This window comes from Nitratireductor sp. XY-223 (assembly GCF_004959855.1).
GTDB lineage: Bacteria > Pseudomonadota > Alphaproteobacteria > Rhizobiales > Rhizobiaceae > Hoeflea_A.
On sequence record NZ_SPNT01000006.1, the window covers coordinates 93,019 to 105,608 of the forward strand.

Genomic DNA, 12,590 nt, shown 5'->3' on the forward strand with positions numbered 1-12,590 from the left:
TCATGACCGGCAATGAGATGAAAATCCGTGTGGAGAATGTCTACAAGGTGTTCGGCGACAATCCGGCATCGGTCATGGACACCGTCAGGGCCGGCGCGAGCAAGTCCGAGATTCTCGAGAAGACGAGCCACGTTGTCGGCATACGCGATGTCAGCCTCGACATACGTGCCGGTGAGACCTTCGTCATCATGGGGCTTTCGGGATCAGGCAAATCGACGCTCATCCGGCACTTCAACCGGCTTATCGAGCCGACTGCCGGGCGCATCCTGGTCGACGGTGTCGATGTTCTGAAAATGAGCGAGGTCGAGTTGCGCGATTTCCGGCGCAACAAGATCTCCATGGTGTTTCAACGCTTCGCGCTGTTGCCCCACAAGACGGTGCTGGACAATGTCATCTGCGGGCTGACCATCGCGGGAATGAGCCGATCCGAGGCACGGGAGCAAGGCATGCGGCAGATCGAGCTGGTGGGGCTCGACGGATTTGAGCACCGTTATCCAAAGCAGCTGTCGGGCGGTATGCAGCAGCGCGTCGGGCTTGCAAGGGCGCTGGCCACCGACGCCGAAATCCTGCTCATGGACGAAGCCTTCAGCGCGCTCGATCCGCTTATCCGCAACGACATGCAGGCCCAGCTCAAGGAGCTGCAGGCAAGGCTTCACAAGACGATCGTTTTCATCACTCACGATCTCGACGAGGCGCTGCGGCTCGGCGATCACATCGCCATTTTGAAGGATGGCGAGCTGCGCCAGGCCGGAACCGGCCCGGACATTCTGATCAATCCGGCCGACGAGTATGTCGCGCGCTTCGTCAACGACGTAAATCGCGCGCGCGTTGTGACCGTGGGTTCGCTTGCCGAAAAGGCGGGCCTGATGCCGCTCAGCGATGCCAATGCCGCAAATTGCGATGCGTTGCTGGACGACAATGAGGCAATCATCCTGACCGACGACGGCAAGCCGTGCCACGTGGTCGGGCGCGGCGATCGTCACAAGCTTGACGATCTGTTTCGCGACAAGACCGTCATGCCGGCGGCCGTCTGTATTGACAGAGGCATGGTGCTGGAAGACGGCTTTTCGCTTCTCGCGGGAACGCAAAATCCGCTGGTCATCACCAACGGCTCGGATGTGCCCTTAGGCGTTGTCACGCGGCAGCGTGTGCTGCATGCACTTGCGCGCGATGCGGTTCGTTGAAGCTGCGAAGGCGATGGACCTAAAACAGATTATTTGCCGGACCGATCTGAAAACGAAACTGCGGGTGAGGCGTGTTTAAACGCGCGGTCTGCTGTTCGAGATGCGCAAGTCGGAAAGCCGGTCCCCCCACCGCTAACGAAGTTTTGACGACAATTTGTTCCCTGGAGCGGGGGCATTGCGGGCATAATCGCCCGCAATGTGTTCGGGCTGGTGCAAGGGGCACATGCAGAATACCGCCCAAGACAGAGGCCGGACGGGAAGCAGTGGAGGAATGCAATGTTGCAGCGGGCGCATGGCGTTATCGCGGTTCTTTTGCTCCTGGTGTTGCAGCCGGCAATTACTTCGGCACAGGAAATATTCACCCGGGGCGGCAGCACGCTCGCGCTTGAGGGCTTTGACGCCGTTTCCTACTTCGTTTCGGGAAAACCCGTCGCCGGCAACCCGAAATTCGCATCGACGTATAAAGGCGTTGTCTGGCGGTTTTCCAGCGCCGAGAACAAGTCGGCCTTCGACGCAAATCCGAGAAAATTTGTTCCCCAATATGGCGGCCACTGCGCGTGGGGGACCGCGCGGGGCTATGCCGTTCGCGGCGATCCGCAGGTCTGGCGCATCGTCAACGGCAAGCTTTACCTGAACTACAACCGCTCGGTGCAGGGCAAATGGAACCGGGACATCAACGGGTTTATCACGAGGGCGAACCGCAACTGGCCCGCGGTCCTGAAAACGAAATAGCGGGATTTCGAAGTCAGGGTGAAGAGCCAGCCGATAGAAGCTTTGTCCGCGATCATTCCCCCGCCCACTTGCGCAGAAGGGCGATCGATTCGGCATTCAGCCCCATCACGCCGCGGCAGTCCTCGTTCTTACCCTCGGCAGCGTCGAGAAACCGCTTGGCCACGCCTGCAAGGTGAGGCGAGCCAAGGGCCTCCAGGCGGTAGTACCTGACCAATCCCTGGGCGACATGGGGGGCGTTCTCGCCATCATCGCTGCATGCCAGTGCGACTAGAAGTTCGGCCAGTCGTCGCCGATGCAATTCTTCCAGGACGGATTCCTCCTCATCCGATTTCATATCGCGCTCGTTCCAGAATTCCTCCAACGACATCCTGTCAACCTGGATCCGCGAGGCTTTCAACCGGTTCAGGGCGTCGCTTATTTTGCGCTTTGTGTTTTCACCTTCGACACCCTGCAGTGCGATCTCTTTCAGTTTTTCGAATTCTTCATTCGATATCGGCAACAACTGCGGTTCATCGATCCAAATGCCTACCAAGCCGTCGCTATTCAGTCTTCCATAGGCTCGCCATACAAACGCGCTGGAAAGCGCTGCGCCCCTAAAAGTAACACCGTTTATTGCAGCGCCCTGAAGCTTGGCGCTATTGAGTGACGCACCGTCGAGTCCGGCCGATATGAGGGACGCACCCTGAAGCTGCGCGCCATCGAGCAACGCGCCCCGCAGGCTTGAGTTGTTGAGTGTTGCACCGTGCAGTTTGGCAAAATTGAAGGTCGAGCCCTCAAGGCTGGCGCCATCGAGCGTCGCACCCTGCAGGCTGGCGCGAAGCAGCGATGCGCCGTGAAGCCTGGCGAACGCAAACGAGGCGCCTTGCAGGCTGGCGCTGTTCAGTACAGCTCCCTGGAGGCTCGCATTTTCAAAGTTCGCACCCTGAAGCCGGGCTTCGGCAAACGCTGCACCCTGCAGGCTGGCGTGATCGAGTTTGGTGCCCGTGAGATCGGCGCAGACCTTGTCGTTTTTGATCTGTTCGTTTGACCGGAAATCCTCGCCCGGAGGTCGCCTTGTGTCCGCACATTCGAAGCGTGAATGATCGAGTCGTGCGCCCTCTACCGATGCTTCGGACAGAATTGCCGCCGTGAAATCCGACCGCCGCAAATCCGTCCGGTCGAGGATCGCGCCGCGCAAATCCCGCCCGCGGAAGGAATTGATGGTCTCAAATTCACCCGGCTTCGGCTCGATGCCGTTTTTCTTCTCGCGCTCCCGGATGCTCACCAGCACCTTGTCGTCGACAAAATCCTGGTCGGGCACGATGAGGCGATTGGCAAACCAGCCCGCGGTGTCGCCTTCCACGTCATCGACATCGCCTTCGAACATCAGCTCGGTCGGCGAGGTGAATGGGTGGTCCAGTGTCAAAACCGGGTTGCCTGTGCCATCGAGGCGTGAATCGATGGTCGGCAAGAACGCGGCCGATCTTACAAGGTAATAGTGCGCCTCCCCCGGATAGGCGGCGACAAAGACGAACAGGAACACCAACACGGTGCCGGTGACGGTCAGGTACCTTCCAAAGAGCGTCCAGCCCGGGACGATGGGTTTGCCGCCGCTGATCCCGCCCCAGTAGGCCCATAAAATGACCAGATCGACGATCACGCAGATACGGTGCAGCCAGGTAATCCAGGGATGATGGTAGGGCAGGTACTGGAGCTGCATGAAGACCAGCAGCAGCACCGGAACCACGGCCATCGTGACCCAGGCGATCAGCGCCAGCATGGCCGAAAGGCGGCGATGGTTCTCCTGCTGCGGCCCGGCGATGAACTGCAGGATAACCGCGGAATCGAGGCGTTGCCGAAGGCGGTTCTCGTCTTCGCTGCTGAAACCGAAGCCGGAGACCGCCTCATTGTAGTCCCGCGCCCGTTGGGCCAGCAGGCTGAGCTGCAGCAGCAAATAGAAGTGAAAGATCACGTATATGATCGGCGCGACAAAAAAGAAGCCGTTGAGCGGCAGGTCGACATTCAGAACAGGCAGTCGGATCGGCGTCTCTAGAAACAGCATGCGGTGCGTAACCGAGCCGACCGAGATCATCAGGTAGGTCGAAAGCAGAAGATAGCTGATCCACAGGTTGCGCAGCCGTGCTGCCGCGCTGTTCAGCGCCGCTTCGATCGCCTCGAAATCGTTCGGATCGGGCTGTGCGGCGCGCTCCGGCGGATCTGGAGTGACCGGTGTTTCCGGTTCATCCGCGTTTCCAGCCCGGTCAGTCGGTTCATCGGCCATAATTGCCCTCTGACAGGCAGACTAGCGCCGTTTTTCACCGGCAAATATGAGTTTTACCACACAGATCCGATTCAACTCCTGTTTGTTGCGGCATGTGGACATCTCCCGAAAATCAAAAAAATGCGTCTCCTCTGATCCGTCGGGGCGGCTCTTGCGTAATAGCGGGTGCCGGCAACACACATCCCCACTCTCACAGGAGAACACTAAATGTTCAGACGTACCCTTCTCGCTGGATTTGCCGTCGCTTCGCTGGCGCTTGGCACCGTTGCCGCCAAGGCCGCCGATATCGTCGACACGGCCGTTTCAGCCGGAAACTTCAACACGCTCGTCGCGGCCGTGCAGGCGGCGGGCCTTGTCGAAACGCTCAAGGGCGAGGGACCTTTCACCGTGTTCGCGCCGACTGACGAAGCCTTCGCGAAACTGCCGGCCGGCACCGTCGAAGACCTTCTCAAGCCGGAAAACAAGGATCAACTCGTTGCGGTGCTGACCTATCATGTCATTCCCGGCAAGGTGATGTCCGGCGATATCGCCGGCAAGAAAATGGGCGTGAAGACCGTCCAGGGCAGCGAACTGACCGTCGACGCCATGGATGGCGTCAAGGTGGATGCGGCGAATGTCGTTACACCGGACATCGAGACCTCGAACGGCGTGATCCACGTCATCGACCAGGTGGTTTTGCCGAAGTAGGACGCACCGTCGCTCGACGAACATGCGGGGCCGGCGTCTGACCGGCCCCGGCCGCGACGGCGCCGGGCGGCGCCGCCGCTTCGCCGGTGGAGGCCAACCTGGCTGAACACCGGCGCAGCCGCCTGACAATCCGGCGGGAAACAGCACTCCCGGGTGCACACCCGCGGTCGCTGGCCACCCATCCCGATGATCCGAAGGAATCGTGTCGATGACAGGTATTCCGGACTATCCGGTTCTGACGCAATTTGAGCAGGTCGCCGACGGATCGCGCTACGTTCCCCTGCCGCCGGACTGGAAGATCGGCACCTCCGACGTGGTGAATTCCACGGCGGCACTGGCCGCCGGCCGTTACAAATCGGTGAATTTCGCCGGCGCGGCGACCATCAGTGCCGTGTCCAATGCCCTCGGCGGCCGGTTGCCGCTTTTCGTCTTTGGCGGGGACGGCGCCCATTTCGCGGTTTCTCCGGACCAGGCCGGGACGGCCGGAAACGCGCTCGTCCAGGTGCGGCAATGGGTGAAGCGCGAACTCGGACTTGACCTGCGCGTCGGCATGGTCGGCGTCGACGCGATCAGAAAGCAGGGAGCCGATGTGCGCGCAGCCTACTGGCAGGCCTCCGATCACGTCCGTTATTCGATGTTCAATGGCGGCGGACTGGAATGGGCGGAAAGGGCGCTGAAGGCAGGGCGAACCGCGCTCGCCAGCAACACCGAGGCGGGCGATCCGGACCTGACGGGCCTGTCGTGCCAGTGGGGGCCGGTGATGGCCACGAGGGGCAGGATCGTCTCGCTGATCGTCAAGCGGGCGCCCGGTGCGGCCCCGCGGCGCTACGACAAGACCATTGCAAGGATCATCGTGGCGCTGGCGAATGCCAGGGCGGCCAATCCGGTACCGAAGGCCGGCCCGGACATACGCTGGCCGGCGGGGACAATCGGATTGCAGTCGCGGATCGGAAGGGGCCCCGGCCCGCGCGCCTGGAAGACCACGTCGACATTCTTCAAAACCGTTTTTTACTGGGCTTTGTTCAAGGCCGCGCTTCCGGTGCGCGATTTCCTGCCCGACCGGTACCGGGCCGATATCGCGGCCAATTCCGACTTCCGCAAGTTCAGCGACGGCCTGATGATGACGGTGGACTGCCCGCCCGAGGCCATCGGCGCGCTGAAAGGCGTTCTGGAGAAGGCAAGGAAGGAAGGTTCGATCAGGTACGGTCTTGAAATCCAGGACGAAGCGCTGATCACCTGTGTCGTGCCGTCGGCTTTCGACAGGGGCCACATGCATTTCATCGACGGGTCGGGGGGCGGCTACGCATCGGCGGCGCGGCAGTTGCGCCAGGCGCCGTAGGGGCAAGGATCCGCGCGCTGCGACCGGTCACGGACTGCAGCAATCCGCTGCCCTCTATCCGTCGGACTCCCGTCTCGACGTCGCATGTACCAGGCGCCGCACGCGTTGGCGCAGTTCCTCGCGTTCGTCCATCAGGTTTAGCACAACGGCGATGCCGGCCTTGTTGATCCCGAGATCGTGCTGCAGGCGCCAGGCGGTCCGGACCCGCGTGATGCTGACAGTGGAAAAACGCCAGGCCGCGGGCGCGCGTCCCTCGGGGTCGATGATGCCTTCCTCCACGAGTTCAACCACCCATTCGGCGCGAACACCGCATGACCGGCACAGTTCACCGAGGCTGAGGGCTTCGATCACTTCGCCGGCAATCGCATTCGCAGGTTTGTGTGCCATCTCCTAAGCTCCCAGCCTTGCACGCGGATCGAAATTCATCTGGCGCGCCATCTGCTCGTAAAGCGCGCGGTCCTCGTCGGTCGTCGCCGGCGGGACGGCAATCTGCAACACCGCGTAGAGATCGCCCGCCGGTTTTCCCGGAATGCCGCGTCCCTTGAGCCGCAATTTCTGCCCGGCGCGGGCATTTTTCGGAATTTTCAGTTCGACACTGCCTCTCGGCGTCGGTGCCTTCACCTTGCCGCCAAGCGCCGCCTCCCAGGGCGTGATCGGCAGGTCGAAAAAGACATCGCGGCCTTCGACCGAGTAGGGGCCGTCCTCCGGGAAATGGATCTCGAGATAAAGGTCGCCGGCCCGGCCCTGGCCCACCCCCGGCGTTCCCTGGCCGGCAAGGCGGATGTGCTTGCCTTCCGTCACGCCCTTGGGGATCTTTACCCGGATCGCCCGTTCCTTGACCGTGACATGGCCGTCCGCGTCCATCTCCGGGGCGCGCAGCGAAATCGTCCGGGTCGCGCCCTCATAGGCGTCCTTCAGATCGATGGTAATGCTGGCGTAGTGGTCCTGCCCGTGTGCGTGGAACGTCTGGCGGCTGCGCGCCCCCGCACCGGATTGTCTCGCGCGGCCGAACAGGGACTCGAAAAAGTCGCTGAACGCCGCCTCGTCAGCCTCCGTGTAGCCGCCGCCGGAGAACTCGAAACCCTCGTTCCAGTCCGGCGGTGCCTGGAAGTCCTGACCGGCCTTCCAGTTGGCGCCGAGCTGGTCGTAGGCGGCACGCTTCTCGGGGTCCTTGAGGACCTCGTAGGCCTCGCCGGCCTCCTTGAACCTGTCCTCCGCGCCGGGCTCCTTGTTGACGTCGGGATGGTACTTGCGCGCGATCTTGCGATAGGCGCGCTTGATGTCGTCCTGGGTGGCGTCGCGTTCAAGGCCGAGCGTCTGGTAGTAATCCTTGAAATCCATGTGAGCTTTCCGTTGCGGGCATGGCGGCGCGCAGGGCGCAGGATGGAGATGAACATCCGGGCTCCGGAGGGGAGCCGCCGCCAAATCTGTCTTGTTCGTGACCTTTTGTCCAGATGGGTATTGGGCACGCGTTTTCAATCGTTTGCGCGTTGCGCGGCACGAGGTTTTGGCGCGGCTCCGATTGTGCGACACTCATCGGGCAAGCGAAACGACACGGGGTGCCGGGCATGTCCCTGCTGGAACGATTGCGTGACGACCGATCCGATGCGCCCGCATCCGGCATCGACGTCTCGCGCTATCAGGGCACGGTGGACTGGGGGCAGGTCAGGGACGCGGGCATCAGCTTCGTCGCGATCAAGGCGACGGAAGGCGCGTCAGACTATGCCTATACCGACTATTTCACCGAAAACGCCGGTCCGGCACGGCAGGCCGGCCTCGTGGTCGGCGGCTATCATTTCTTCAATCCGCAAGCCGACGGGAAGGCACAGGCCGACTATTTCCTGCAAATCGCGCAGCCGCGATCAGGCGACCTTTTGCCGATGCTCGATCTCGAACAGACAGGCAATGCCGGCGCCGCACAGATCGCGGCGGGTGCGCAGGCCTGGCTGGAAACCGTTGCCACCGCAACAGGCAAAAAGCCGCTGCTCTACACGACGGCCGGCTTCTGGTCGCAAATCGGATCACCCGGCGGCTTCGGGGACTATCCGCTTTGGGTGGCCGAATACGGCGTCGACGCGCCGCGCCTGCCACAGGACTGGAGCGCCTACACGATCTGGCAGCATTCGCAGAGCGGCAAGGTCGCCGGTATCGACGGTGCGGTCGATCTCGATATCTTCAATGGCGGGCAAGACCAGCTTCACACCATCCGGCTCTAGCGCCGGTCATGCGTCCATCAAGGTATGAGGACAGCGGCGCCGGTGATGGCGCCGGAACGCAGGTCGGCGAGTGCCCGGTTCGCATTCGCCAGCGGGTAGCGGCGGATCTCGGTCTCGATCGGGGCTTTTGCCGCCAGTTCGAGAAACTCATGGCCGTCCCGGCGCGTCAGGTTGGCGACGGAGCGCACGACGCGCTCCTCCCAAAGGATCGAATAGGGAAATTGCGGGATGTCGCTCATGTGGATGCCGGCGCAGACCACGGTGCCGCCCTTGACGACGGCTTTCAGCGCCGCCGGCACGAGACTTCCGACCGGCGCGAAAATGATCGCCGCGTCCAGCGGAACGGGCGGCTCCTCCTCGGAACTGCCGGCCCACACGCAACCGAGCTCGGCGGCGAATTCCTGCGCCATGCGATCGCCGGAACGGGTAAAGGCGTGGACCTCGCGGCCCTGGTGGACGGCGAGTTGCGCGAGGATATGGGCGGCCGCGCCGAAGCCGTAGATCCCCAGCCGCTTCGCCTCGCCCGCCATCCGGTAGGACCGGTAGCCGATGAGGCCGGCGCACATCAGCGGCGCCTGTTTCGCGGCATCGCCGTCCGCGGGGAGCGGAAAGCAATAGTCGGCGTCGGCAACCGCATAGTCGGCATAGCCGCCGTCGATCTGGTAGCCGGTGAAACCGGGCGCATCGCAAAGGTTCTCGCGCTGCGTGCGGCAGTAGGGGCAGGCGCCGCAGGTGTGGCCGAGCCAGGGAACGCCGACGCGCGCGCCCGGCGCGAGCCCGGTCACGTCCATGCCTGTCGCGACAACGGTCCCGACAATTTCGTGCCCGGGGATGATCGGCAGTTTCGGCTCCGTCAGATCGCCGTCGACGACGTGAAGGTCGGTCCGGCACACCCCGCAGGCAAGCACCTCGATCAGCACCTGGTGCCGGCCCGGTTCCGGAACCGCGATCTCCCGCAGGTGAAGCTCCGTGCCGGGACGATCGAGCATCATCGCCTTCATCGTTTTCGGCGGCATGACGGCCAGGTCTCCTTTCAGCCGGCGAGCAATCCGGAGATCAACAATGCCGCGCAGGCGACGATGCCGCAATAGGGCACCCACGCGGGAATGATGAAGGTGCCGGCGGGCGCTTCCACGCCGGACCGCTTGATGCGGATCAGCGCCGCGCACACCGTGATGAAAATCGAAAGCGTGATGGCCGACGTCCATTCCGCAAGGCGGGTGATTGGAAACAGCAGCGCCAGTGCAAGCACGATGACCGTGACGAGGGCGGTCGCGACAACCGGGGCGCGGGTCCTCGGATGAACCTTCGCCAACACCGGCGGCAGCGCGCCCCGGCTGCTAAGGCCGTAGAGGATGCGGGCGGCCATCAGGACCTGGACGATGATGCCGTTCACAGTCGCGACGATGGCGATCAGGGTGATGGTCAGCGGCGACAGGCCCGTGGTCTGTCTGAACACCAGTGCCAGCGGCGCCTCGGTCGCGGAAATCTCTGCAACGGACACCGAGGCGAGGGAGGCGACGGCCACCAGCACATACAGCGTCAGGCTGATCGCAAGGGTGATGAAGATGCCGCGCGACAGGGTCTTTTGCGGATTGACGGTCTCCTCGGCGATCGACGGGATATCCTCGAAGCCGATAAAGGCGAAGAAGGCGAGCAGGCTGGAACTGATAATGCCGAACCAGATTACGGACGAGAAGGACGGCGGAACCATGCGGACGGCCTGGCCGGCAAGATCGGCGTCCGAGACGGCGGCGCCGACGATGATGGCGATGAGGCCGCTGACCTCGATCAGCGTCAGCAGGCCGGCGAGGCCGATGGATTCGCGCACCCCGAAGCCTGAGACAAGGCCCGTCAACAGGATCACACCCACCAGGAGCACGGTCGGTGGAAGGTCGAGGACCTGGTTGAGGTAGCCCACCGCGCCGTGGGCGATCGCCGCCGACGAGACGATGCCGACGGAAGCGACCGCGAGGCCGACGATCAGGAACAGCGTCTTCGAGTTGAAACCGGCCAGGGCGAAATGCGCCTCGGCGGCGGCGAACGGCAGCCGGCCGGTCAGCTCGGCATAGCAGGCCGCCGGAAACAGCATGACGAAGCCAGCGATCAGGAAGGACAGCGGCGCGAATTCGCCGGCGCGGCCGATCACCTCGCCGATCAGCACGTAGATGCCGGCGCCGACGGTGACGCCGAGACCGTAGAAGACGACATAGGGCAGGGTGAGCGTGCGCTTCAGCGCGTTCTCCGGCCCGTTTTCGGTCGGAACCGTCGTGTGTTCCATTCGTCGAAGCTCCCGGTGGCCGTTGCAACATTCTATCAGGATTGCAGATCGGCCGCGTCGCCGCGTTGAGCGAGGTCAATTGTAGCGGAATTTACTCGTTCGTCCTGAAAACGGTGAGCTGGACCAGCGCGATGGTGATCAGCGGTGCGATGACGGCGGTCACGGCGACGACAATCAGCAGCCGGCCGAGCGAGCCGTAGTCCGCGGACGTGACGATCTCGCCGGTGGCAAGGTCGCGCACCTCGCGGGTGACGACGAAGATCTGATTGAGATATTTGGTCAAAAGGCTGCTCGCCGACAGTGCAAGATTGGTAAAGGAGGCCATGACGGCGAAGAACGTCGCCTTCAGCTCGTAGGGCGCGTTCTTGGCGATCCAGGCGAGCATCGGGATCATGGCAATCTGGCCGAGCGGCGATTCAATCGCCGTGTCGATGACGGCGATGAAGCGGGCGTCGACCACACCGCCCGTCAGCGGCGCCGTCCAGTGGTGAAGGCCGTAATAGAGCCCGATATTGGGCAGCGACAGGATGCCCGCGGCGATCGTCAGAAGCACGACGATATGGGTGATGGTCCTGGTGGCGATGAGCGGGCGCAGGACAATCATGCCGGCGAGCGTCAGCATCGAGGCGATCAGCGACAGAACGGAAAGGAACTGCTGGTCGAAACCGAGCACGTCGATGGAGAACCAGGTGGCCCCGGCGCCGGGCAGCGGAACGGCGCGAAAGACGAAGATGATGATCGCCGTGCCGATCAGCGCCCGCGCGTGTTCACGGTCGAGCCTTGCGATCAGCTGATGCATCAGCACGAGGACGATGGCCATGGAACCGGTGAAGACGATCTCCTGCGAGAAGGCGATGTCGGACAGGCCCACTATGAGAGTCAGGGCGACAAAGAGGCCGCCGCCGATGAAATACCACCAGTTCGGCTCGACCTTGTCCACCGGCCGGTCGACCGCGGCGGCGATCTCCTCCTCCGACCGGCCGCGCCGGCGCAGCGCGCGCCGCCGGTGTGCCTTCATGACCGACGCGAGCAGCACACCGGACACCGAGATCGCCGGGATCGCCAGTGCCGTGAGATAGATGCGCGCATAGACCGCCGCCTTGTCGTCCTGGTTCATGTTCTCGACGCCGGCGAACATGAAGATGTTGAGAAGCGCCACGAACACCAGACCGCTGATCAGGGCAATGCGGCCGAGTGTCTGCATGGTCGTGTGCAGCGCCTTGGTCTCGGCCTCGTCGAGGGGCCGCCCGTCGGGCGCATGGCGCGGCACCGCCTCCACCGACATCGCGTCTGCGACCGAATCCTGGATGACGTAGCCGCTCGGCGCCAGGAGGACGCTCAGCACATACCAGGCCGAGATCGGCATGATCGCGACCATATCGGCGGTGTAGGCGATGAGCGCGAACATGATCATCAGGCTGGCGGTGACCAGGCCCGCGCCGAGGAAGATCAACGCACCCTTCCAGCGCCAGATGATGTCGACCAGATGCCCCATCGGCATTTTCAGCGCCCATGGAATGCCGGCCCAGAAGGCAAGGCCGGCGAGGAAGGCGGCCGAAAGGCCGAGATATTCCTTGACGAAGAACGTGCCGACAATGGCCGTCAGACCGGAAATGCCGGCGGCGAAATAGACCATCAGCGGCGGCAGGTACGACCACCGGAACTGGCGGTACAGATCGACGAAGACGGCCTGCGCCAGGCGGCGAATAAACGGCTGGTCCTGTGTGGCGACGTCGGTCATTTCTTTCCCTTGCGCCGACATTAACGCAGATTTGGGCACTTCCGGCGTTGATACCGGTCAATAGGCGGCCGAAACGGGCCGATCACCGCGGCCATCGCGCACTTCACCTTATTGTTCAGCATGAGCTTTTTGAGATCACCGGATTGTTAA

General features: G+C 62.9%; 11 protein-coding genes. 5 read left to right on the forward strand and 6 right to left on the reverse strand.

The window, feature by feature from the left end; all coding sequences use genetic code 11:
- Nucleotides 1-2: 2 nt before the first annotated feature.
- Both E4M07_RS19600 and E4M07_RS19605 read left to right on the forward strand, forming a co-directional pair.
- Nucleotides 3-1,184, forward strand: coding sequence for a glycine betaine/L-proline ABC transporter ATP-binding protein (locus tag E4M07_RS19600; RefSeq protein ID WP_136660093.1), 1,182 nt, complete (start codon nucleotides 3-5; stop codon nucleotides 1,182-1,184).
- A 276-nt stretch (nucleotides 1,185-1,460) separates the two neighbouring features.
- Nucleotides 1,461-1,916, forward strand: a complete 456-nt coding sequence (locus E4M07_RS19605) for a YHS domain-containing (seleno)protein (protein ID WP_136660094.1) — start codon at nucleotides 1,461-1,463, stop codon at nucleotides 1,914-1,916.
- Nucleotides 1,917-1,968: 52 nt separating this feature from the next.
- Here the strand turns inward: E4M07_RS19605 and E4M07_RS19610 are convergent, their stop codons facing one another.
- Nucleotides 1,969-3,987, reverse strand: a complete 2,019-nt coding sequence (locus E4M07_RS19610; RefSeq protein ID WP_169054297.1) for a pentapeptide repeat-containing protein — start codon at nucleotides 3,985-3,987, stop codon at nucleotides 1,969-1,971.
- A gap of 396 nt (nucleotides 3,988-4,383) precedes the next feature.
- Here E4M07_RS19610 and E4M07_RS19615 point away from each other — a divergent pair, with 396 nt between their 5' ends.
- On the forward strand, nucleotides 4,384-4,863 hold the full coding sequence (locus E4M07_RS19615; RefSeq protein ID WP_136660096.1) for a fasciclin domain-containing protein: 480 nt from the start codon (nucleotides 4,384-4,386) through the stop codon (nucleotides 4,861-4,863).
- A gap of 208 nt (nucleotides 4,864-5,071) precedes the next feature.
- Nucleotides 5,072-6,202 carry a DUF3095 domain-containing protein gene (locus E4M07_RS19620; protein WP_136660097.1) on the forward strand — a complete coding sequence of 377 codons (1,131 nt, stop codon included), beginning with the start codon at nucleotides 5,072-5,074 and terminating at the stop codon, nucleotides 6,200-6,202.
- 54 nt (nucleotides 6,203-6,256) lie between these two features.
- Here E4M07_RS19620 and E4M07_RS19625 read toward each other — a convergent pair whose 3' ends face one another.
- The gene (locus E4M07_RS19625) at nucleotides 6,257-6,589 is read right to left on the reverse strand and encodes a chaperone modulator CbpM (protein ID WP_136660098.1); all 333 of its coding nucleotides are present in this window, start codon (nucleotides 6,587-6,589) and stop codon (nucleotides 6,257-6,259) included.
- Between the two features lie 3 nt (nucleotides 6,590-6,592).
- Entirely contained in the window at nucleotides 6,593-7,543 is a 951-nt protein-coding gene (locus E4M07_RS19630; RefSeq protein WP_136660099.1) for a DnaJ C-terminal domain-containing protein, read from the reverse strand.
- 227 nt (nucleotides 7,544-7,770) lie between these two features.
- Between E4M07_RS19630 and E4M07_RS19635 the strand changes: the two genes are divergently transcribed.
- A complete protein-coding gene (locus tag E4M07_RS19635; protein ID WP_169054298.1) occupies nucleotides 7,771-8,418 on the forward strand; it encodes a GH25 family lysozyme in 648 nt (215 codons plus the stop codon).
- A 17-nt stretch (nucleotides 8,419-8,435) separates the two neighbouring features.
- On the opposite strand, the gene E4M07_RS19640 is transcribed toward E4M07_RS19635, so the two are convergent.
- The 3 genes from E4M07_RS19640 to E4M07_RS19650 form a co-directional block, all read right to left on the reverse strand.
- On the reverse strand, nucleotides 8,436-9,419 hold the full coding sequence (locus E4M07_RS19640) for a zinc-dependent alcohol dehydrogenase family protein (RefSeq protein WP_136660310.1): 984 nt from the start codon (nucleotides 9,417-9,419) through the stop codon (nucleotides 8,436-8,438).
- A 32-nt stretch (nucleotides 9,420-9,451) separates the two neighbouring features.
- Entirely contained in the window at nucleotides 9,452-10,699 is a 1,248-nt protein-coding gene (locus tag E4M07_RS19645) for an amino acid permease (protein WP_136660101.1), read from the reverse strand.
- 91 nt (nucleotides 10,700-10,790) lie between these two features.
- On the reverse strand, nucleotides 10,791-12,440 hold the full coding sequence (locus tag E4M07_RS19650) for a folate/biopterin family MFS transporter (protein WP_136660102.1): 1,650 nt from the start codon (nucleotides 12,438-12,440) through the stop codon (nucleotides 10,791-10,793).
- Nucleotides 12,441-12,590 lie beyond the last annotated feature (150 nt).

Excerpts from the sequence above, each read along its gene's own strand:
- E4M07_RS19635 (WP_169054298.1), top strand. The coding sequence starts at position 7,771 with ATGTCCCTGCTGGAACGATTGCGTGACGACCGATCCGATGCGCCCGCA.
- E4M07_RS19650 (WP_136660102.1), bottom strand. The coding sequence starts at position 12,440 with ATGACCGACGTCGCCACACAGGACCAGCCGTTTATTCGCCGCCTGGCG.
- E4M07_RS19605 (WP_136660094.1), top strand. The coding sequence starts at position 1,461 with ATGTTGCAGCGGGCGCATGGCGTTATCGCGGTTCTTTTGCTCCTGGTG.
- E4M07_RS19645 (WP_136660101.1), bottom strand. The coding sequence starts at position 10,699 with ATGGAACACACGACGGTTCCGACCGAAAACGGGCCGGAGAACGCGCTG.
- E4M07_RS19625 (WP_136660098.1), bottom strand. The coding sequence starts at position 6,589 with ATGGCACACAAACCTGCGAATGCGATTGCCGGCGAAGTGATCGAAGCC.
- E4M07_RS19615 (WP_136660096.1), top strand. The coding sequence starts at position 4,384 with ATGTTCAGACGTACCCTTCTCGCTGGATTTGCCGTCGCTTCGCTGGCG.
- E4M07_RS19630 (WP_136660099.1), bottom strand. The coding sequence starts at position 7,543 with ATGGATTTCAAGGATTACTACCAGACGCTCGGCCTTGAACGCGACGCC.
- E4M07_RS19610 (WP_169054297.1), bottom strand. The coding sequence starts at position 3,987 with ATGATCTCGGTCGGCTCGGTTACGCACCGCATGCTGTTTCTAGAGACG.
- E4M07_RS19620 (WP_136660097.1), top strand. The coding sequence starts at position 5,072 with ATGACAGGTATTCCGGACTATCCGGTTCTGACGCAATTTGAGCAGGTC.
- E4M07_RS19600 (WP_136660093.1), top strand. The coding sequence starts at position 3 with ATGACCGGCAATGAGATGAAAATCCGTGTGGAGAATGTCTACAAGGTG.
- E4M07_RS19640 (WP_136660310.1), bottom strand. The coding sequence starts at position 9,419 with ATGAAGGCGATGATGCTCGATCGTCCCGGCACGGAGCTTCACCTGCGG.